We start from the raw sequence: 20944 nt of genomic DNA, 5'->3' as shown, positions 1-20944 counted from the left end.
GCCGGCATGCGCGATGCGCCGGCGGCCCCGACCAGCTAGGGGCGCGGACGATGCAGCGGCGGGTGATCTTCAAGGACAAGGCGCTTCCCTACGCGCTTCTGCTGCCGCAGCTCGTCATCACCGCCGTGTTCTTCTTCCTGCCGGCAGGCCAGGCGATCTGGCAATCGGTGCTTCGGCAGGATGCGTTCGGCATCCGCACCATCTTCGTCGGCTTCGAGAACTTCTCAGACCTCTTCGCCGACCCGCTCTACCGCGCCACGGCCTGGACGACGGTGGTGTTCTGCTTTTGGGTGACGGTGCTTGCGATGGGCGTCGCCCTGCTTCTCGCCGTGATGGCCGACCGGCAGATCAAGGGCGCGCAGGTCTACCGCACGCTCCTGATCTGGCCTTATGCGGTGGCCCCGGCCGTTGCGGGGATGCTGTGGCTGTTCCTGTTCCACCCGTCCTTCGGGCTGTTCGCGCGGCTGATCGCAGGCCTAGGCATCGATTTCGACTGGAAGCTGAACGGCGGCCAGGCGCTCGTCCTCGTCATCCTTGCCTCCGCCTGGAAGCAGGTGTCGTACAATTTCCTGTTCTTCCTCGCCGGCCTCCAGGCCATTCCGAAGAGCGTTCTCGAGGCTGCGGCGATCGACGGCGCGGGCTCGTCGCGGCGGTTCTGGACGATCATCTTCCCGCTCCTCTCGCCGACGACGTTCTTCCTGCTCGTCGTCAACCTCGTCTACGCCTTCTTCGACACGTTCGGCGTGATCGATGCGCTGACCAAGGGCGGGCCCGGCAAGGCGACGGAGACGCTGATCTACCGCGCCTACATCGATGGCCGCGTGAACCTCGACATCGGCTCCTCCGCCGCGCAGTCGGTCGTGCTCATGGTCGTGGTGATCGCGCTGACCGTGATCCAGTTCCGCTACATCGAGCGGCGGGTGCACTACTGAGCGCGCTCACCCCGGCACACCGTCACGCGAGCCAGGCCGGGGTCGAGAAGACGACATAGGCAGACGGCGCGAGTGCGTCCTCCGGGGGCGTTGCCAACAGCTCGGGCAGTCCATCCCCGTTCATGTCGCCTGTCGGAACGAACGCGGCGCCCTCTCCGAAAACCCTGAACCCGCCAATCCCGGCATCGATATCCTCGAGGCTGACCGCCGCGGTGTCGCCCTTGCCGTAGATCACGTAGCTCGCGGACTCGTCGTGGGCGAGCAGCTCGTCGAGCCCATCGCCGTTCAGGTCGGCGCCGAGCGTGGCGAGCGCGTTGGCGCCTGCCACCATGAAGCCGCCGAGCCCTGCTGCGATGTCGTCCAGCGCGACGGCGGCGCCATCCGGCTTGCCCCAGATGACGTAGGCGTTTGCCTCGTCCGTGACGAGGACCTCCGCGACCCCGTCCCCGTTGAGGTCGCCGCTGCCGCCGCTGCCGTTGGCGTCGGGCACGAGGAAGCCGCCCGTCCCGGCGGCGAGGTCGTTCGTCCCGACATCGGCGCCGTCCGATCGTCCCCAGACGACATAGGCGCCGTGGTTGCCTGTGAGGAGGAGGTCGGCGCGCCCGTCGCCGTTCGTGTCGCCGAGCGTGGCCTCGTAGATGATGCCATCGCCGATGTTCGAGCCGACGATGCGGAAGCCGCCATCGCCCTCGATGTAGACGAGCCCAGGCGTCGGGAAGGACTCGAGGTTCGGCCAGGCGCTGATGATCAGCTCCTCCATCCCGTCACCGCCAAGGTCGGCGATGGCGCCGACGGCAACGCCCGCAAAGTCGAGCGGCTGGCCGCCGAACACAGGCAAGCCGCCGTCGGCGCTCAGGATGTCCTCGCGCGTCACGGGCGCGCCATCGCCCTTGCCCCAGACGAGGTAGGCCAGGTTCCAGCCCGGATCCCCGATCAGGATGTCGTCGAGACCGTCACCGTTCCGATCGTCGATGGCAGCGATCGACCCGCCGACCAGGATCGCGAACCCACCGATGCCAGCGGCGATATCCGTGGCGCTGACGGGGATTCCGTCATTCTTGCCCCAGACGACGAGGCTCGCGCCGGAAGGGAACGTGCCGGTGATCAGCACCTCGCCGATGCCGTCACCGTTTAGGTCGCCGATCGGCGTGCCATCGAGCCCCCCGGGCATCGTCGCGGGGTCTCCGAGAATGCGGAAGCCGCCGACGCCGTTGCCGATGTCGGCGAAGGTGAGGCTCGCGGTGTCGGCCGGAGGCGCGGCCCCGGCATCCTCGTCGAACCGATCGCTGAAATCGGTCTTCGCGACGCTCCAGACCTTGAGGTTGTCGAACTCCACCGCCGATCCCGCTGGCCAGGACGGACCGTCGAGCGCCAGGATGAAGGTCGGGACGTAGGGCGGATCGAGGTTGCCGGTTCCCCAGATCGGGTTCCAGTTGCCGTCGAAGCCGAGGAGCACGCGCTCCTCCCAATGCGTGGACGACGCAACGCCATCGATGAAGAGCATCACCTCACGGTCCGGCTGGCCCAGCTGTCCGAAGCCGTTCCTGCTCCAACTCATCGCGATGTGGTGCCAATCGCCCGGCGTGCCGCCGAGGACATCCTCGTAGGTCTGGAAGGTGTTGGACGGCACGGTCCCGGTCTCGTTGGCGTTTCCGACTGCGCCGGTCAGCCCGCCACCGCCGCCGCCGTCATTCGCGTTGAAGCTGAGAACCCAGGCGCCGCGCGGCTCAGCGTCGGCCGGCGGGAAAGGAACCTGTGCCAACAGCGCCGGTGCCGCGCCAAGGCCGATCGGCCCGCTGAAGCGATCAAGGCGCACCCAGAACTCGATCGTGCCCGCCGCGGCATTGATCACCGAGGATGGAAACGCCAGCGTCCTGAGAATGATGGGATCATTCCAATAGGTCGTCGCATCTTCTGCCGCCACGCGCCAGGCGCCGCCGAACACGCCCTGGACGAAGGTGCCGCCGGCTAGCGTGCCGTCGGGTCCGAGCGCGCTGTCCACCGCTTCCCCTGGGTTGCCGAGACGGTTCCAGAGGGTAAGCGCCGAGAGCGTCTCCAGGGAGAACTCGCTCCCGTCGCCGAACCGGAGCTTCTCGAATCCACCGATGTCGTCGCGTCCGTCATCGCCGTTCGCGGTATGGTCCACGTCCGTGACGATGTAGCGCCCGTTCGCGCGCGTGATGCCGTAGCCGTCGCGCAGGCCCGAGACCGTCCACACATCCTCGCCCTCGCCGCCATCGGCGAGGTCGTCGCCTTCCCCACCCGTGACGGTGTCGTCGCTGCCGTGGCCGATGAAGCGGTCGTTCCCCGCGCCGAGGTCGACGAAGCTTCGCGTCATCCCGCCGGAGACGTCCCAGCGTCCGCCCGCGCCGTTGGCGAACTCGGCATAGGTCGTGTCGCCGCCGGCAAGCTCGCCGTCGCGGTCGAGGCCGGTGAGCTCCACCACGTCGTCGCCGCCGCCCGTGACGATGCGGAACTCGTTGTTCCAGCTCGCCTCGTTCGACAGCATCTCGACACGGATGACGTCATTGCCATCGCCGGTGACGATGTTGCCGCGCTTGGCGCCGACGACCGTAACGATCGACGCCCCCTCCGCATCGCCGCGCCCGACATCGATGTCGACCTGCACGAACCCGTCGAAGCGGAGCTCCTCTGCCTGGTCGGACTGCGCGAAGGCGTTCTTCACGCTGTTCCAGCCGCCGACCACGTCGAAGCTGTGCGCCGTGCCGCCGGTCGTGTCGGCTTCCACGAGCCCGCCGAACAGAGGCGTGTCGTCCCAGCCCGGAGCGTGGGGGCCATCGGTCAGTGCATCCGCGACCGGTGCCTGCCCGCCTGGCGGGCCGGCAGGGAGCAGCGCCGTGGTGGTGCCTGGCAGGTACCATTGGGTTGGCTTGCCGCCCTGCCCGAACGAGACCTTCAGTGCCATGGCGATCGCTCCCTCTTCCGGAGCGTCACCGTCGCGCCTGCCGCTCCTCGCAGCATTGATCCTTCGCAAGTCGGAAGGCCACACTCGGAGGGGCGGTCTCGGGCCTGACGCTGGCTGGTGCGCCGGTGTAATGTCATCGCGCCGCAACACGAACGGGGCGGGAAGCCGTTGCGCCGCGCAAGGCGGAACGGCAGGAAAGCGCCTCGGCCGAGGCGGCACGGGGTGGGGCAGGACGTCGGAATGCGTGGGTTCGGGTTCGACTGGGTCGGGGACCGGAGGGGCTGGCCGCCATGCACGCGCCCGTAACGGCTACCAATCTCGCCCGCGCGGAGGCCGCCGCGCAGGCGGCCGATGCCGCGCGGCGGCGGATGGACTGGATCACCCACGCCATCCTGATCCTCGGCGTGCTGCTCTTCTTCCTGCCTGTGTGGATCGTGATCGCCGGCTCGACGCACGACCCGGGCACGATCGGCCGCGGCGAGGTGCCGCTGCTGCCGGGCAACCAGGGTCTCGCGAACTACGCCGAGGCCTGGGGCACGGGGGCGGCGAAGAGCATGGCCGTGCCCGTCTCGACCATGATGCTGAACAGCTTCGTGATGGCGCTCGCCATCGCGGTGGGCAAGATCGCCGTGTCGCTGCTCTCGGCCTATGCGGTGGTGTTCTTCCGCTTCCCCGGCCGGATGCTGGCCTTCTGGGCGATCTTCATCACCCTGATGCTGCCGGTCGAGGTGCGCATCTTCCCGACCTTCAAGGTCGTCTCCGATCTCGGACTGATCAACACCTATGCCGGGCTGATCATCCCGCTGATCGCATCGGCCACCGCGACGCTCCTGTTCCGCCAGTTCTTCATGACCATCCCCGACGAGCTCGTCGAGGCGGCGAAGATGGACGGGGCGGGCCCGATGCGGTTCTTCGTCGACGTCGTGGTGCCGCTGTCGCGCACCAACATCGCCGCGCTGTTCGTCATCCTCTTCATCTATGGCTGGAACCAGTATCTCTGGCCACTGCTGATCACCACCGGCGGCGAGATCGAGACGATCGTTGTCGGCATCGTGAAGATGATCAATTCCGAGGCCAACATCGAATGGCACATCGTGATGGCGACGACGGTGATGGCGCTCTTGCCGCCCGTCGCGGTCGTCATCCTGATGCAGCGCTGGTTCGTGAAGGGCCTCGTCGAGACAGAGAAGTAGGGGGACGCCGATGGCGACGCTGACCATCGAGGGCGTGCGCAAGGAGTTCGGGGCGACGAAGGTCCTGCACGGGATCGACCTCGCCGTGGGCGAGGGCGAGATGATCGTCATCGTCGGGGCCTCGGGCTGCGGCAAGTCGACGCTGCTCCGCATCGTCGCCGGCCTCGAGACGGCCACCGCGGGACGCATCCTGATCGACGGCGCAGATGTCACGCGGCTCGAGCCGAAGGACCGCGACATCGCGATGGTGTTCCAGAACTACGCGCTCTATCCGCACATGAGCGTGTTCGACAACATGGCCTACGGGCTCAAGATCCGCGGCCTGCCCAAGCCGGAGATCGCCCGGCGCGTTCAGGAGGCGGCCGACCTGCTCGGCCTCGCGGCCCTGCTCGAGCGGCGGCCAAGGCAGCTCTCGGGCGGGCAGCGCCAGCGCGTGGCGATGGGACGGGCGATCGTGCGCGAGCCCAAGCTCTTCCTGTTCGACGAGCCCCTGTCGAATCTCGACGCCAAGCTTCGCGTGGCGATGCGGGCCGAGATCAAGCGCCTGCAGCGCCGCCTCGGCGTCACCTCGCTCTACGTCACGCATGACCAGGTCGAGGCGATGACGCTGGGCGACAGGCTCGTGGTGATGCACGAGGGGAAGGCCGAGCAGGTCGCCTCGCCGATGGAGGTGTGGTCGCGCCCGGCGAACATCTTCGTCGCGGGCTTCATCGGCGCGCCGGCGATGAACTTTCTCGAGGCAACGCTGGCCCCCGGCGGCGAGGCGGCCATCCTCAAGGCCGGCCCAACCATTCCCTTCATCGATGGCAAGCGGGCGCTGCCCGAGGGAGCGAAGCTCACCATCGGCATCCGGCCAGAGCATGTCGCGACGGGCGGGGAGGGGCATGTCGATCTCCGCGTCGACCTCGTCGAGCCGCTTGGGGCGGAAAGCCTTGTGCACGGGATGCTGCCCTCGGGCGAGGAGCTCACGGTGCGGATGACAGGCGCCTCGCCGCTCTCCGGCGCGGTCCTGCCGATCGGCCTGCCGCCCCTGCTCGTGCATGTGTTCGACGCGGCGACCGGGCATCGGGCCGATGGCGTGTCCGTGCTCCGCCGGCCGGACGCCGCGGCCTCCGTTGCAAACGCCGGCGCCGATCGGTAACACTCCGGGCCGTTCCGCCCGGCTGCGAGTCCCGGCAGGGATGTGCGTTCGGCCCGGGTGTTGAGGCAGTTGCTGGCACGAGGCATGCGGGCGCGAGGCGGCGAGCACGGGATGAGGGCATCGAGGGGTTCGGAACCAGCCTTCGGCGCCCGGTGCGCGCCTCTCCCGCCAGGGCCGGTGGCCCCGTGAGCCGCCCGGCCCGTTCCGCCCCGCGCGGCGAGCCGCCTCCGCCAGACCAGGCGCCGGCCACCCAGGCCGCGATTCGCCCCCCTCCGCCGACGGTCACCCGCGACGAGGTGGACCTGATGATCCGCCGCGCGGGGCTGACCCTCAATGCCGGCCAGAAGGCCGACCTTGCCGTCTCTTTCCAGCATCTCGTGACGCTCGCGGCCAAGCTGCCGCGCGAACGGAAGCTCTCCGATGAGCCGGCCTTCGTGTTCCTCCCCCCTCTGCCGTCCCCCGCCTCGCCGGAGCCGGCGAAGCCCAGCCCGCGCAGCCCGGCCGCCAAGCCCGCCCCCACAGGCCCCGCCAGGGCGGCCAAGGCCAAGCCGAAAGCCGCCGCGGCCAAGGCCAAACCGAAGCCCGCAGCGAAGCCAGCAGGCAAGGCCAGGCCCAAGGCAGCCAAGGCGCCCGCGCGGCAGGCACGCCGCCGATGAGGTCTGCCGACGTCCTGCACCACCTGACGATCGCCGACGCGGCCGGAATGATCCGCGCGCGGCGGCTCTCGCCGGTCGATCTCGCCCGTGCGCTGCTGGACCGGATCGAGCGGGTGAACCCGAGCCTCGATGCCTATCTCCTCGTCACCGCCCAGACGGCGATTTCAACCGCGCGGGCAGCCGAGAAGGCGGCCATGCAGGGGGCGCTGAAGGGGCCGCTGCACGGCATCCCGCTCGCCTACAAGGACATCTACGACACCGCCGGCGTGCGCACGACGGCGCATTCCCGCATCCTCGAGAACAATGTCCCGGCGGAGGATGCCGAGACCGTCCGCCGGCTCGGCGAGGCCGGGGCGGTGATGCTCGGCAAGCTCGCCACCCATGAATTCGCCATCGGCGGCCCAGCCTTCGACCTGCCCTGGCCGCCCGCCCGTAACCCCTGGGATACGGAGCGCTTCACCGGCGGCTCATCCTCCGGCACCGGCGCGGCGGTCGCTGCGGGGCTCGCGCTCGGCGGCCTCGGCTCCGACACAGGCGGGTCGATCCGCTTTCCTGCCGCCTATTGCGGTATCGCAGGCATCAAGCCGACGGCCGGGCTCGTCAGCCGCCGAGGCGTCATTCCCCTCTCGCCGAGCCTGGACACGGCAGGCCCGATGGCCTGGACGGCGGAGGACTGCGCGCTCCTGCTCGATGCGATCGCCGGCCACGACCCGGCCGACCCGGCCTCGGTTCCCTCGACGCCGCCGCCCGGCGGCTACGGTGTGGCGGCGAAGCGGGGCGTGAAGGGTCTGCGCGTCGGCATCATCCGTCGCTTCTACGAGACCGACCTTCCCGCCACCGCCGAAGTCCTCGAGCAGATGGAGGACGCAGAGCGCCTGCTGAAGGATCTCGGCTGCACGGTGGCGACCGCCGATTGCCCGCCGCTGATCAGCTTCAATGCCGCGAACAGGCTGATCATCTCGGGCGAGGCCTATGCGCTGCACGAGGCGGACCTGATCGCGCGGCCCGAAGCCTACAGCCGCGCCTTCCGCGTTCGCGTGATGGCGGGCGGGGTGATGCGGGCGGCAGACTACATCCAGGCGCAACGCCACCGCCGCGCGCTCGCGGCCGAGCTCAACGCTCTGTTCTCCCGCTTCGATGTCCTGGTGACCGCCTCGACGCCCGGCCCCGCGCCGCGGCTTGCCGACCAGACGCTGGACGAGGGTCTGTCGCGGCCGACCTACTCGGCGCCGGCCAACGTGTCGGGCGGGCCGGCCATGTCCGTGTGCAGCGGCTTCGCGCCGAACGGGCTGCCGCTCGGGCTGCAGATCATCGGCCCGCCTTTCGGCGACGCGACCGTGCTCGCGGTCGGCCATGCCGTCGAAGAGGCTTCGGGAAGCCGCTCGCGCCGCCCTGCGATCTGACGGTCGGTGATCAGGGCAGGTAGGCGGCCTCGAGCGTCGAGAGCGCCCGCCCGTCAGCGTCGAGTAGCGTCAGCCGCGTGCCGTCGATCCTGTACGAGGCCGTGTCGGTCAGCGTGGCCGCGAGCGTCCGCTCCTGCGCATCGAGCGGCGGCGGGCAGGCCATCATCGTCGAGGGGCCGGGCCGGAAGCGGAGCGTGTCGCCGGACGTCTCGAAGCCGCCGATCATCTGGTTGCAGCCGACCGTCGCCGAGAAGCGAGGGGCGGCGCCCGAGAGCAGAAGATAGGGTTCGCGCCTGCCCTGGTCCGCCCCGATCGCGGCTCCGCCGAGGCTCGCGATGCGCCAGGCCGTGTTCCGCAGGCCGGGCCGGGCGGCGGGGCGGTCGCACGCCTCGCCGGGCACGAGACGGACGAGCCGTTCGACGATCACCGCCGCCTCGGTGCCGCCCCCTTCCATGCGCGGCCGCTGCGCGATCGTCGCCTCGATCTCGGCGAGCACGGGCACCTGAGGCGCGGGGCGTGCCTCGAGATACGCGCGCTGGAGGCCGAGGAACGCACCCTCCATCGCGACCGGCCAGGACCGGCCCGAACGGCATTCGGTGAAGCGCGCCGCATCTGCGAAGTAGAGGAACATCCCGCGTAAGGCCAGGCGGGGCTCGAAGGGCACAAACCGGTCCTGCCGCTCGAGCGTATAGGGAAGCTGGCTTTCGATGCGCTGCCCCTGGTGGTCGAGCAGGCGGAGATTGCCATTGCCGAGCACCTCGAACTGCGGCGCGGGGCTCGCACCCCCCTCGAGGATGATCGCCCTTCGGTCCGGGTCGAGGTGCCAGCGGCCGAGCATGTCCTCGCTCCGCCGCGCGCTGAGCCAAGTGCGGCGCAGCTGGAAGAGCTGGTCGGGCCAGAGATCGAGCTCGTGGCGGATACCCGGCCCGGTTGCGGCGGGCAGGTCGCCGGCCAAGGTTCCGGGGAGCATGAGCCCATGCGCACCCATCCTCGGTTCGGGGGCTGGGGTCGAGGCGCCGGCGCCGCGCGCGTCGGCGAGGGAGAGCGCGATCGCGCAGGCGACGAGGCAGCGAAGCATCATGCGGTCACCCCTTGGCTCGAATGGTGCGCCAACGCACGCCGGCAACACTGCACGCCCCCGCCCTCCCTCGCCAAGCGCCGCACTCTGTCGCATGGTGGTGTCACGGATCCTTCCCCATGGAGACAGACCGCATGCAGAACCCCGTCGTCGAGGGCGTCGCCACCTTTGCCGACGAACTTGCCGCCATCCGGCGCGACATCCATGCCCACCCGGAGATGGGCATGGAGGAGCACCGCACCTCTGCGCTCGTGGCCGCGAAGCTCCGCGAATGGGGCGTGGACGTGACCGAAGGCGTGGGCAAGCTCGGCGTGGTCGGCACGATCAAGGGAACGAGGCCTGGGCAGCGCGCTATCGGGCTGAGGGCGGACATGGACGCGCTGCAGATCGCCGAGCAGACGGGCAAGCCCTGGGCGTCGACGACGCCTGGGGTGATGCATGCCTGCGGCCATGACGGGCACACGACGATGCTGCTCGGCGCCGCGCGCTGGCTCTCCCGGCACCGCGACTTCGCAGGCACCGTGCACCTGATCTTCCAGCCTGCCGAGGAAGGAAGGGGCGGCGCGAAGGCGATGCTCGAGGACGGGCTTTTCGAGCGCTTCCCCTGCGACGCGATCTATGGCCTGCACAACAAGCCGACGATCCCGGCCGGGCACTTCGCCACCCGCAAGGGCCCGACGCTCGCCGCGGCCGACCGGTTCTCGGTGACGTTCCGCGGCACCGGCGGCCATGGCGGCTCGACCCCCCACCTCGCGACCGACATCACCATCGTTCAGGCGCATTTCGTTCTGGCGCTGCAGACGATCGTGGGGCGGAACGTTCCTGCGCTCGATTCCGCCGTGCTCAGCGTCGGCTCGATCAACGGCGGCTCGGCCCTGTCGCCGAACGTGATGCCGGCAGAGCTCGTGATCACGGGCACCTCGCGAAGCTACAGCCCGCGCATCCGCGACCTTCTCGAGCGCCGCATCGGCGAGCTCGCGCAGGGCTTCGCCGCCGCGCATGGCTGCACGGCCGAGGTGGAGTACCGCCGCGGCGTTCCGGCGACCGTCAACCACGCCGAGCAGACCGATGTCGCCGCCGCCGTCGCCACGGGCCTTGCGGGCGCGGCGAACGTGAACCTCAACCTCACCCCCGTGACGGGGGCGGAGGATTTCTCGCTGATGCTCGAGGCCCGACCGGGGAACTTCATGTTCATCGGCGGCGGCACGGGGCCGGAGGGCAGCTCGGCCAACCTGCACACGCCGCATTTCGACTTCAATGACGAGATCATTCCGCTCGGCGTTGCCTACTGGGTTGGGCTCGTCGAGCACGAGCTCGGGTTGCAGAAGGACTGACAGGCACCGCCTCAGGCCGACGGGGGCGCGCGAGACGGGGTCGCGCGCCGATCGTCCGGCTCGTCTCGAAATGCGAGACGGCGCCAAAAGGGGAGTGCCGCGGGGCGCAATCGTGCTGTAGCATCCGCGCAAAGGGACGGGCTCGGAAGCCGCGCACGGGATGCGCGCACCCTGCCGGTTCCATGGGGGCTCGAACGGGAGACGACAATGACCGAAGACGATCTTCGCCAGCTTATCGGGCGCGTGAAGCGTGGTGCGCTGTCGCGGCGCGGGTTCATCCGGCGCATGGCGGCGGTCGGCCTAACGGCGCCGATGGCGACGCAGCTTCTCGCCATCGCGGGCGCCGCACCGGCCGCGTCGCAGTCGCTTCCCGCCTATACGCCGACGCAGCGTGGCGGCGGCCAGCTCAAGATCCTCTACTGGCAGGCCTCGACGCTGCTGAACCCGCATTTCGCGACCGGCACGACGAACCAGGATGCGAGCCGCATCTTCTACGAGCCGCTCGCCAACTGGGCGCCCGACGGAACCCTTGTGCCGCTGCTGGCGGCCGAGATTCCCTCGGTCGAGAACCGGACCCTCGCCGAGGATGGCCGTTCGGTGACCTGGAAGCTGCGCCGCGACGTGAAGTGGCACGACGGCGAGCAGTTCAGCGCCGATGACGTCGTGTTCAACTGGGAATACGCGCGGAACCCGGCCACGGCCGCCGTCTCGATCGGCAGCTATCGCGACATCGAGGTGCGCAAGGTCGACGACTTCACCGTGCGCGTCGAGTTCGCGCGCCCGACGCCGTTCTGGGCGGACGCCTTCGTCGCCACGCGCGGCATGCTCATCCCGCGCCACCTGTTCAAGGACTACGTGGGCGGCACCTCGCGCGACGCGCCTGCGAACCTGCGCCCCGTCGGCACCGGTCCCTACCGGTTCGAGAGCTTCGCGCCTGGCGACATCGTTCGCGGCACGGCGAACACGAGCTACTACATGCCGAACCGGCCGTTCTTCGACAGCATGGAGATCAAGGGCGGCGGCGACGCGGTGTCGGCCGCGCGTGCCGTGCTGCAGACGGGCGAATACGACTATGCCTGGAACCTCCAGGTCGAGGACGAGATCCTCAAGCGCCTCGAGGCGGCAAACCGCGGCCGTGTGAACGTCGTCGAGGGCGGCAACATCGAGTTCATCATGCTCAACCAGACCGACCCGTGGAACGAGGTCGAGGGTGAGCGTGCCTCGATCAAGTCGACCCACCCGTCTCTGACCGACCCTGCGGTGCGCGAGGCGCTGTCGCTCCTCGTCGACAAGAAGTCGATCGAGGATCACATCTACGGCCGTGGCGGCCCGGCGGCGTCGAACTTCCTCAACAACCCGCCGCGCTTCCGCTCCGAGAACATGAAGTGGGAGTTCAGCATCGCCAAGGCGAACGAGATCCTCGATCGCGCCGGCTGGGCGAGGGGGCGTGACGGCATCCGTGCCAAGGGCAATGTCCGCCTCCGCTACGTGTTCCAGACCTCGATCAACGCCCCGCGCCAGAAGACGCAGGCGGTGATCAAGCAGGCGGCCTCGCGCTGCGGCATCGACATCGAGCTGAAGTCGGTCACCGCTTCGGTGTTCTTCTCCTCGGACGTCGCGAACCCGGACACCTATACCAAGTTCTGGTCCGACATCCAGATGTACACCACGACGATGACGCAGGCCGACCCGCAGCTCTTCATGAACCAGTACGTCTCCTGGGAGATCTCGAGCCAGGAGAACAAGTGGCAGGGCCGCAATATCGTCCGCTGGCGGAACGAGGAGTATGACGCGGCCTTCCGTGCCGCGGAGGGCGAGCTCGATCCGGTCAAGCGCGCCGCGCTGTTCATCAAGATGAACGACCTCGTGGTCGGCAACCACGTCGTCATCCCGGTGGTGCGCCGCCCGCTCGTCAGCGCCAGCCTGAACACCCTCGTCTCGCCGCTGAGCGGCTGGGACAGCACGATCGCCTTCCTCTACAACTGGCACCGTACCGCCTGAGGCAGGAAGCAATGCAGGGACGTCGGCCGCAGGGCCGGCGTCCTTTGCGTTCGGAGACAGCGCACAGCGCATGACCCATCCCGTTCCGTGACGCAGTACGTCCTCCGCCGGCTGTTGATCGCGATCCCGAGCCTGCTCGGGATCAGCGTCATCCTGTTCACGGTGCTCGCCCTCGCACCAGGCGACCCGTTCGAGGAACTCGCGACTAACCCCGCCGTGCCGCCGGACGTGCGCGCCGCGCTGCGCGCCTCGCTCGGCCTCGATGATCCGGTGCACGTCCGCTACTTCAACTGGCTGTTCGCCATGTTGCGGGGTGACTGGGGTTATTCCTTCGTCAGCCGCATCGATGTCGACGACCTAATCCTGCAGCGCCTGCCGACGACACTGATCGTCATCGGCTCCTCGCAGATCCTTGCGCTGATGATCGCGCTTCCCGTGGGTGTCTACGCAGCGACGCGGCCCTATTCGATCTTCGATCAGATCGCCAACACCCTGGCCTTCATCGGCTTCTCGCTGCCGACGTTCTTCACGGGCATCCTGTTCATCCTGTTCTTCTCGATCTATCTCGACTGGCTTCCCTTCGTGTACCGCTCCGACATTCCCGGCAGCGGCCTCCCTTGGTTCTGGGAGCATGTGAAGCAGTCGATCATGCCCATCGCCGTGCTCGGGCTGTTCCAGGGCGCTGCCTGGACCCGCTTCGTGCGCTCGGCCGTGCTCGACGTGATCCGCCTCGACTACGTCACGACAGCCCGCGCGAAGGGGCTTGCCGAGCGCGTCATCACCATCAAGCATGTCATGCGGAACGCGCTCATCCCGGTCGTCACGCTCGTCGCGCTGTCGATGCCCGCCGTGTTCGGCGGCGCGATCGTGACGGAGCAGATCTTCCGCGTGCCGGGCATCGGCTCGCTTCTGATCACCGCGATCCTCGCCAACGACACGCCCGTGATCATGGCCGTGACCTTCGTCGTCTCGATCCTCGTCATCCTCTTCAACCTCCTGGCCGACGTGCTCTATGGCTGGCTCGACCCTCGCATCTCCTACCGCTAGCGCGGGCGCGCCCGCGCGCAAGCCGGTGTCGCCCGGGCTCGAGGCCTGGCGGCGCTTTCGCAAGCACCGGCTCGCGGTGGCGAGCGCCGTGGTGCTCTCTGTCGTGGTTCTCGCAGTCCTGTTCGGCCCGCTCTTCTGGACCGTGGCGATCGACGAGATCGACTTCTCCGCGACGCTGGAGGGCCCCTCCTGGGCGCATCCGTTCGGCACCGACGATCTCGGGCAGGATCTGCTCGCGCGCATGCTCTATGGCGGGCGGATCTCGCTTGCCGTCGGCTTCGCGGCCATGGCGGTCGCCGTGTTCGTGGGCATACTCGTTGGTGCCGTGGCAGGCATATCCCGCGGCAGCGTCGATGCCGCGCTGATGTGGCTGACCGACCTGTTCCTCTCGCTGCCGCAACTGCCGCTGCTTCTGCTGATCATCTACCTGTTCCGCGACACGCTGCGCGAATGGGTGGGCCCCGAGATGGGCGTGTTCATCCTGATCGTGCTGGTGATCGGAAGCTTCGGCTGGATGCCTGTCGCGCGGCTGGTGCGGGCGCAGTTCTTCTCGCTCCGCGAGAAGGAGTTCGTCGAAGCCGCGCGCGCTCTTGGCGCTTCGACGCCGCGGCTTGTCATCCGCCACATCCTGCCCAACGCGCTCGGCCCGGTGATCGTCGCCGGCACGATCGACGTTGCGGCAGCGATCATCGCCGAGAGCACCCTCTCTTTTCTCGGCCTCGGTTTTCCGCCCGATATCCCGACCTGGGGGCGGCTGTTGTTCGATGCGCGCGACCATCTCGACTTCGCGCCGCACTGGGCGCTGTTCCCCGGCGGGGCGATCTTCCTCACGGTGCTGACCATCAACTTCGTCGGCGACGGGCTGCGCGACGCGCTCGACCCGAGGAGGGTGCTGTGACCGAGGGGATGACCGCCGAGCGCGACACCGGTGCAGCCGCGACGGCGCGGAGGCTGCTCGAGATCGCGAACCTCAAGGTGCATTTCCGCACCGATGACGGCTGGGTGCGTGCCGTCGACGGTGTCTCCCTCGGCGTCGACCGTGGCGAGACGCTCGGCGTCGTCGGCGAGAGCGGCTGCGGCAAGACCGTCACGGCGATGACGGTGCTGAAGCTCATCGCGATGCCGCCGGGCAAGATCGTCGACGGCACCATCCACTGGCAGGGGCGCGACATCGTTCCGCTCACCCCTGCGGAGATGCGCTCGATCCGCTCGAAGGAGATCGGCATCGTCTTCCAGGAGCCGATGACCTCGCTCAACCCGGTCTACACCGTCGGCGAGCAGATCGCCGAGACGCTGAGGCTGCACGAGGGCCTGGGCAAGCGCGCGGCGATGGACCGCGCGGCCGAGATGCTGAAGCTCGTGCACATCCCGAACCCGTCACGCCGCGTGAATGACTATCCGCACCAGTTCTCGGGCGGCATGCGCCAGCGCGTGATGATCGCGATGGCGCTCTCCTGCTCGCCGAAGCTGCTGATCGCCGACGAGCCGACGACGGCGCTCGACGTGACCATCCAGGCGCAGATCCTCGAGATCATGGTCGAGATGAAGGAGCGTCTCGGCATGGCGGTGATGCTGATCACCCATGCCATGGGCGTGGTGGCGGAGACGGCGCAGCGGGTCGTTGTGATGTATGCCGGCAAGGTGGCGGAGGAGGCGCCAGTGGGCGAGCTCTTCGCAAACCCGCGGCACCCCTATACGCAGGGGCTGATCCGCTCCATCCCGCGCATCGACACGGCCGCGACGCACAAGGTCAGGCTCGAGGCGATCCCCGGTTCGGTGCCGAGCCTGCTCGACCCGCCCAAGGGCTGCCGCTTCGCCGCGCGCTGCCGCTTCGTGATGCCCGAATGCCTCGACGCGCAGCCGCCGCTGCGCGAAGTGTCCCCCGGACACAAGGTCGCCTGCATCCTGTGATGGAAACGATGAGCGATGCGCTTCTCAGCGTAAGGAACCTGGTGAAGCGCTTCCCTGTGAAGGGCGGCCTGCTTCGGCGCACCGTCGCGGAAGTGCATGCCGTCAGCGGCGTCAGCTTCGATCTCGGCAGGAGCCAGACGCTCGGCCTCGTCGGCGAGTCCGGCTGCGGCAAGTCGACGACGGGGCGGCTGATCCTGAGGCTCATCGAGCCGACGGCCGGGGAGGTGTGGTTCGAAGGACGCGACATCACCGGGCTCGGCCACCAGGAGATGGTTGCGCTGCGGCGCGACATGCAGATCATCTTCCAGGACCCCTATGCGTCGCTGAACCCGCGCATGACGGTTGGCTCGATCATCGGCGAGGCGCTCGTGATCCACGGCCTCGCGCAAGGCCGGCGCGCGATCGAGGAGCGGGTGGTCGAGCTGCTCGAGACGGTCGGCCTCAGGCCCGACCAGATGCGCCGCTTCCCGCACGAGTTCTCGGGCGGCCAGCGCCAGCGCATCGGCATCGCGCGCGCGCTCGCCGTCTCGCCCAAGCTGGTGATCTGCGACGAACCGGTCTCCGCGCTCGATGTCTCCATCCAGGCGCAGGTGGTGAACCTGCTCGAGGACCTGCAGGCCAAGTTCGGCCTGACCTACCTCTTCATCGCGCATGACCTCTCGGTGGTGGAGCACATCTCCGACCGCGTCGCGGTGATGTATCTCGGCCGCATCGTCGAGAACGCGACGTCGCACGACCTCTACACGACGCCGCTTCACCCCTACACCGAGGCGCTTCTCTCCGCCGTGCCGATCCCCGACCCGACGGTGAAGCGCAAGCGCATCATGCTGCAGGGCGACGTGCCGAACCCGCTGAACCCGCCGAAGGGCTGCCATTTCCACACGCGCTGCCCCATCGCCAAGGCGAGCCCCTGCACGGAGGTGGACCCGCCGCTGCGCGAGGCGCGGCCAGGGCATTGGGTGGCCTGCCATCTGCGGGGCTAGCGCCGCGGGGCGGCAGCGCCACCCCCGCGACGCAGCGCCTCCCTCAGTCGACGTCGAGCGCGAGATGGGCGACGCAATCGCCCCTCTCGCAGCGCGCCGGGTGGCGCTGGCAGACGACGATGCCGTCCCGCTTGAAGAACACCGACACGGGCGGGCGCGCGGGATCGTCGACGAAGTGCACCCGGCCGCAGAGGTCCCCCTTGCGAACCCCGTCGCCGATCTCCGTCGCCGGTTCGAACACGCCGGCATCGGGCGCGTAGACGAAGCAGGCCTGGTCAGGCACCTCCATCATGCGCGTCGGCCTCGGCTCCGGCGCCCCGCCAGGCAGGATTCCAAGGAAGCGGAGGTGTCGGATGAGCCCCTCCTCGGCGAAGGCGAGGCCAGCGCGGTTCAGCGAGCCGCCGCCGCCGAACTCCCCGCCCAGCGCCGCGACGCCGCGCTTCATCGCGGCACCGGGCGAGTAGCGCGGGTCCGCCCCCTGGCGCCAGTGAAGCGACACGGGGGCCGCGAAGTTCCTGAGGGCTGCCATTCCGCGGGCATTCACCTCCTTGTCCGGCCCCTCATGCGTCGAGGCGAAGGGGAGGTAGGCGAGGGAGCCGCCGCCCGAGTGGAAGTCGTGGAACAGATCCGCCATCGGGAACAGCACGCTGTCGACATAATGGGCGATCTGCTGCGTCACCGTTCCGTCGGGTGAGCCGGGGAAGGAGCGGTTCAGGTTGCCGCCATCGATCGGCGAGACGCGCGTGCCGGCGAGCGCGGCCGGCAGGTTCAGCGCCGGGATCATGATGACACGGCCACGGATCGTTTCGGCACGCAGCTCGCGGATCAGGTTGCAGATGGCGACCTGGCCCTCATACTCGTCGCCGTGGTTGCCGGCGGTGAACAGAGCCGTCGGCCCCTCGCCGTTCTTCACGACGGCGACGGGAATGGCGATCGTGCCGTAGGCGGAGCGGGTGACGGAATGCGGCAGGTGCAGCCAGTCCACCTGCTTGCCGTCGCGCTCGTAGTCGACCTCGGTCCAGATCCGTGTCCGGCTTTGCATGCGCTTCCCCCGCAACTGTCTCGGTGGCGTATCCTCCGCCGGTTGGCACGGTGCGGCAAGGTGGGTCGTGCGCGCGAGCGCCGTTGCCGGGCGCGCCGAGAGATGCTTTCATCGCGCAAACGACTGGGAGGCAGCATACGGTGCGTCTGTTCACTGCCACGCTCGCGACCGAATCGAACACCTTCTCGCCCATGCCGACGAGCCTCGAGGCGTACAAGGAGAGCGTGTTCCTGCGCCCCGGCGAGCACCCCGATGACGCGCCGCGGATGTGCACCGCCCCTCTGTTCGTCGCGCGCCGCCGCGCCGCCGCCGAAGGCTTCACACTGATCGAGGGAAGCTGCTTCGCGGCAAGCCCCGCCGGCACGACGAACCGCGCGGACTACGAGATGATGCGCGACGAGATCTTGGGCCAGCTGACGGCTGCCCATTCGTCGGGCGACGGGCCGTTGGACGGCGTGCTGCTCGGGCTGCACGGCGCGATGGTCGCGCATGGCTACGATGACGTCGAGGGCGACATCATCTCGCGCGTGCGCGAGATCGTCGGGCCCCAGGTGGTCATCGGCGTCGAGCTCGATCCGCACTGCCACCTGACGAAGAAGCGCGTGAAGGCGGCCGACATCACCATTCTCTACAAGGAGTTCCCGCACACCGACGTGGCCGAGCGCGCCGAGGAAGTCCTGACGCTTGTGCTGCGCACGCTGCGCGGCGAGATCAAGCCCGTCACCTCGGTCTATGACTGCCGGCAGATCAGCTCCTACCCCACCACGCTGCCGCTGATGCGCGCCTTCGTCGACAAGGTGAAGGCGATGGAGGGCAAGGACGGCATCCTCTCGATCTCGATCGGGCACTGTTTCCCCTACGCCGATGTCGAGGAGCTGACGGGGCGCATCCTCGTCATCACCGACAATGACAAGGCGAAGGCCGATGCGGTCGCGACAGCGATCGGTGAGGAGTTCGTCTCGATGCGGGGCAAGACCATCCCCGACTACCAGACGGTCGAGGGGGGCATCGCCGCGGCGCGGGCGCATAACGGCGCCCCCGTGGTGGTGGCGGACCCGGCCGACAACGCCGGTGGCGGCGCGCCGACCGACAACACGACGATCCTCCGCCACCTGATCGAGACGAAGGCCGAGAGCGCGGCGCTCGCGCCGATCTGGGACCCGGTCGCGGTGCGGCTCTGCTTCGACGCGGGCGAGGGAGCGAGCTTCCCGCTTCGCTTCGGCGGCAAGATCGCGCCGAGCTCCGGCCAGCCGATCGACGCGACGGTGACGGTGACGAAGCTCGTGCGCGATGCCTGGCAGAGCTTCGGGCCGACCAAGGTTCCGCTCGGCGATTGCGCCGCGATCAAGGTCGGCGGCGTCGAGGTCGTCTTGATCACGAACCGCACGCAGGCGCTCGGGCTCGAGATCTTCCGCAATCTCGGCATCGAGCCGACGGAGCGGAAGATCATCGTCGTGAAGTCGACGAACCATTTCATGGGCGCGTTCGGGCCGATCGCGTCGAAGGTGATCTACGTCGACAGCGATGGACCGCTCTCGCGCGACTATCGCAAGCTTCCGTACACCAAGGTCGCACGGCCGATCTGGCCGCTCGACGAGGTGACGCAACCGGGCCTCATCCTCTAGGCCACGCAGGAACCGGAAAGGGAGACAGCACGATGAAGACGACACGCAGGGCCTTGATGGGCGGCGCTGCCGCCGTTGCCGCCGCACCGGCCATCGTGCGCGCGCAGCCGGCGCCGCCGGCCAACCGTACCGTGCGCGCCATCCTGCACGGCGATATTCCCACCTTCGACCCGATCTGGACGACGGCCAACATGGCCGCAAACCACGGCGCACTCGTCTACGACACCCTCTTCGGCATTGACGAGAAGGTGACGGCGCAGCCCCAGATGATCGGCCGCCACGGCTTCTCCGACGACAAGCTCACGCTGACCATGGAGCTGCGCGAAGGGCTCAAATGGTCCGATGGTACGGACGTCACGTCGCGCGACTGTGTCGCCTCCATCCGCCGTTGGGCAGTGCGTGACGGTGCTGGCCAGCACATGATGGAGCGCGTGGCCGACGTATCGCCCGGCGATGCACGCACCATCATCATCAAGTTCAAGGAGCCCTATGGCATCGCGCTCGATGCCATGGCGAAAACTTCGACCCCGTTCTGCTTCATGATGCGCGAGAAGGAAGCGTTGACCGACCCGATGCAGAAGATCGAGACCACGGTCGGCTCCGGCCCGTTCATCATGAATGAGCGTGAGACGCGCCCTGGCACGCAGTATGTCTACGACAAGAATCCCGCCTACCGCCCCCGCAGCGAGCCCGCATCCTGGATCGCGGGCGGCAAGGTGGCGCATGTCGACCGCGTGATCATCCAGAACGTCCCGGATGCGCAGACGGCGATCGCCGCGCTTCAGGCCGGTGAGGTCGACTATGTCGAGACGCCGTCACTCGACAGCGTGCCCGAACTCGAGCGTGACCGCGACATCATGCTCGCGCCCCGCAGCCCCCTCGGCGATGTCGGCTGGATCCGGCTCAACTTCCTGCACCCGCCGTTCAACAACGCGAAGGCGCGGCAGGCGGTTCTCTGGGCCGTGAACCAGGAGAACCACATGAAGGCGACGTTCGTCGACCCGCGCTTCTACCAGAAGTGCGGCGCCTACCTCACTTGCGGCACGCCGATGGAGAACGATGCGAATACAGACTGGTTCAAGAACGGGCCAAACCCTGAAAGGGCACGCCAGCTGCTGCGCGAGAGCGGCTACAACGGCGAGCCGGTGACGCTGCTGCAGGCGACCAGCATCGTCTACATGAACAACACCGCCCAGATCCTTGCGCAGGAGCTCCGCGGCATCGGCTTCAACATCCAGGTCGTGCCGATGGACTGGTCAGGCGTGGTGCAGCGGCGCGCGGTGAAGGCCGCCCCCGACCAGGGCGGGTGGAACATCTTCATCACTTCAGCCGACGGCCTCTCGTCGTCCAACCCGATCTGGGCCGCGGCGCACGCAGCGACAGGCGAGCGCGGCTGGTTCGGCTGGCCGTCCGACGAGAAGCACGAGCAGTTGCGCAACGCCTGGGTCTCCGCTCCCGACCTCGCCTCGCGGCAGAGGATCGCGCGCGAGATGCAGGAGAACGCGTGGAATTTCGTTCCGACCGTCTATTACGGGCAGTGGAAGCAGCCCGTGGCGCATCGCCGCAACGTCACAGGCTGGATCGCGACACCGGGCTGCGTGCCGTTCTGGAACGTCCGCAAGACCTGATGCGCTGTTCCGTGTCGTGCCCCCTTCCCGTTCGTGCGCGGGAA

16 protein-coding genes are annotated in these 20944 nt (G+C 68.6%); 13 read left to right on the top strand and 3 right to left on the bottom strand.

Features of this window, described 5'->3' with window-relative positions; genetic code table 11:
• Window positions 1–50: 50 nt before the first annotated feature.
• On the top strand, window positions 51–932 hold the full coding sequence (ugpA, locus tag FIF60_RS07735) for a sn-glycerol-3-phosphate ABC transporter permease UgpA (RefSeq protein WP_144185487.1): 882 nt from the start codon (window positions 51–53) through the stop codon (window positions 930–932).
• A 22-nt stretch (window positions 933–954) separates the two neighbouring features.
• On the opposite strand, the gene FIF60_RS07730 is transcribed toward ugpA, so the two are convergent.
• A complete protein-coding gene (locus FIF60_RS07730) occupies window positions 955–3858 on the bottom strand; it encodes an FG-GAP repeat domain-containing protein (protein WP_144185486.1) in 2904 nt (967 codons plus the stop codon).
• A 290-nt stretch (window positions 3859–4148) separates the two neighbouring features.
• On the opposite strand from FIF60_RS07730, the gene ugpE reads away from it, so the two are divergent.
• The 4 genes from ugpE to FIF60_RS07710 all read left to right on the top strand — a co-directional run bounded on the left by ugpE (window position 4149) and on the right by FIF60_RS07710 (window position 8251).
• Window positions 4149–5051 carry a sn-glycerol-3-phosphate ABC transporter permease UgpE gene (gene ugpE, locus FIF60_RS07725; RefSeq protein ID WP_144185485.1) on the top strand — a complete coding sequence of 301 codons (903 nt, stop codon included), beginning with the start codon at window positions 4149–4151 and terminating at the stop codon, window positions 5049–5051.
• A gap of 10 nt (window positions 5052–5061) precedes the next feature.
• The gene (ugpC, locus tag FIF60_RS07720) at window positions 5062–6192 is read left to right on the top strand and encodes a sn-glycerol-3-phosphate ABC transporter ATP-binding protein UgpC (protein WP_144185484.1); all 1131 of its coding nucleotides are present in this window, start codon (window positions 5062–5064) and stop codon (window positions 6190–6192) included.
• A gap of 185 nt (window positions 6193–6377) precedes the next feature.
• On the top strand, window positions 6378–6848 hold the full coding sequence (locus FIF60_RS07715; protein ID WP_144185483.1) for a hypothetical protein: 471 nt from the start codon (window positions 6378–6380) through the stop codon (window positions 6846–6848).
• Entirely contained in the window at window positions 6845–8251 is a 1407-nt protein-coding gene (locus FIF60_RS07710; protein WP_144185482.1) for an amidase, read from the top strand. Before FIF60_RS07715 ends, FIF60_RS07710 begins: the two co-directional genes overlap by 4 nt.
• A 10-nt stretch (window positions 8252–8261) precedes the next feature.
• Here the strand turns inward: FIF60_RS07710 and FIF60_RS07705 are convergent, their stop codons facing one another.
• The gene (locus tag FIF60_RS07705; RefSeq protein WP_158639110.1) at window positions 8262–9332 is read right to left on the bottom strand and encodes an META domain-containing protein; all 1071 of its coding nucleotides are present in this window, start codon (window positions 9330–9332) and stop codon (window positions 8262–8264) included.
• Between the two features lie 116 nt (window positions 9333–9448).
• Between FIF60_RS07705 and FIF60_RS07700 the strand changes: the two genes are divergently transcribed.
• The 6 genes from FIF60_RS07700 (at window position 9449) to FIF60_RS07675 (ending at window position 16605) form a co-directional block, all read left to right on the top strand.
• The gene (locus FIF60_RS07700) at window positions 9449–10663 is read left to right on the top strand and encodes a M20 aminoacylase family protein (RefSeq protein WP_239451541.1); all 1215 of its coding nucleotides are present in this window, start codon (window positions 9449–9451) and stop codon (window positions 10661–10663) included.
• Between the two features lie 207 nt (window positions 10664–10870).
• The gene (locus FIF60_RS07695) at window positions 10871–12664 is read left to right on the top strand and encodes a peptide ABC transporter substrate-binding protein (RefSeq protein ID WP_144185480.1); all 1794 of its coding nucleotides are present in this window, start codon (window positions 10871–10873) and stop codon (window positions 12662–12664) included.
• An 87-nt stretch (window positions 12665–12751) separates the two neighbouring features.
• Window positions 12752–13711 (top strand): ABC transporter permease, encoded by a 960-nt coding sequence (locus FIF60_RS07690; RefSeq protein ID WP_144185479.1) that lies wholly within the window; start codon window positions 12752–12754, stop codon window positions 13709–13711.
• A 25-nt stretch (window positions 13712–13736) separates the two neighbouring features.
• Entirely contained in the window at window positions 13737–14609 is an 873-nt protein-coding gene (locus FIF60_RS07685) for an ABC transporter permease (protein ID WP_239451540.1), read from the top strand.
• 8 nt (window positions 14610–14617) lie between these two features.
• Entirely contained in the window at window positions 14618–15622 is a 1005-nt protein-coding gene (locus tag FIF60_RS07680) for an ABC transporter ATP-binding protein (protein ID WP_144185553.1), read from the top strand.
• Between the two features lie 8 nt (window positions 15623–15630).
• Window positions 15631–16605: an ABC transporter ATP-binding protein gene (locus tag FIF60_RS07675; RefSeq protein ID WP_144185477.1), complete on the top strand. Its 975-nt coding sequence runs from the start codon at window positions 15631–15633 to the stop codon at window positions 16603–16605.
• A gap of 43 nt (window positions 16606–16648) precedes the next feature.
• Here FIF60_RS07675 and FIF60_RS07670 read toward each other — a convergent pair whose 3' ends face one another.
• Complete coding sequence (locus tag FIF60_RS07670) at window positions 16649–17647, bottom strand: succinylglutamate desuccinylase/aspartoacylase domain-containing protein (protein WP_144185476.1); 999 nt, start codon at window positions 17645–17647, stop codon at window positions 16649–16651.
• 140 nt (window positions 17648–17787) lie between these two features.
• On the opposite strand from FIF60_RS07670, the gene FIF60_RS07665 reads away from it, so the two are divergent.
• Window positions 17788–19272 carry a M81 family metallopeptidase gene (locus FIF60_RS07665; RefSeq protein ID WP_144185475.1) on the top strand — a complete coding sequence of 495 codons (1485 nt, stop codon included), beginning with the start codon at window positions 17788–17790 and terminating at the stop codon, window positions 19270–19272.
• A gap of 32 nt (window positions 19273–19304) precedes the next feature.
• Window positions 19305–20900 carry an ABC transporter substrate-binding protein gene (locus FIF60_RS07660; RefSeq protein ID WP_144185474.1) on the top strand — a complete coding sequence of 532 codons (1596 nt, stop codon included), beginning with the start codon at window positions 19305–19307 and terminating at the stop codon, window positions 20898–20900.
• Window positions 20901–20944 lie beyond the last annotated feature (44 nt).

Origin of the sequence: Elioraea rosea (genome assembly GCF_007644105.1) — a bacterium.
Classification (GTDB): Bacteria; Pseudomonadota; Alphaproteobacteria; order Acetobacterales; family Acetobacteraceae; genus Elioraea_A; species Elioraea_A rosea.
This window is presented reverse-complemented; position numbering and strand designations above follow the sequence as displayed.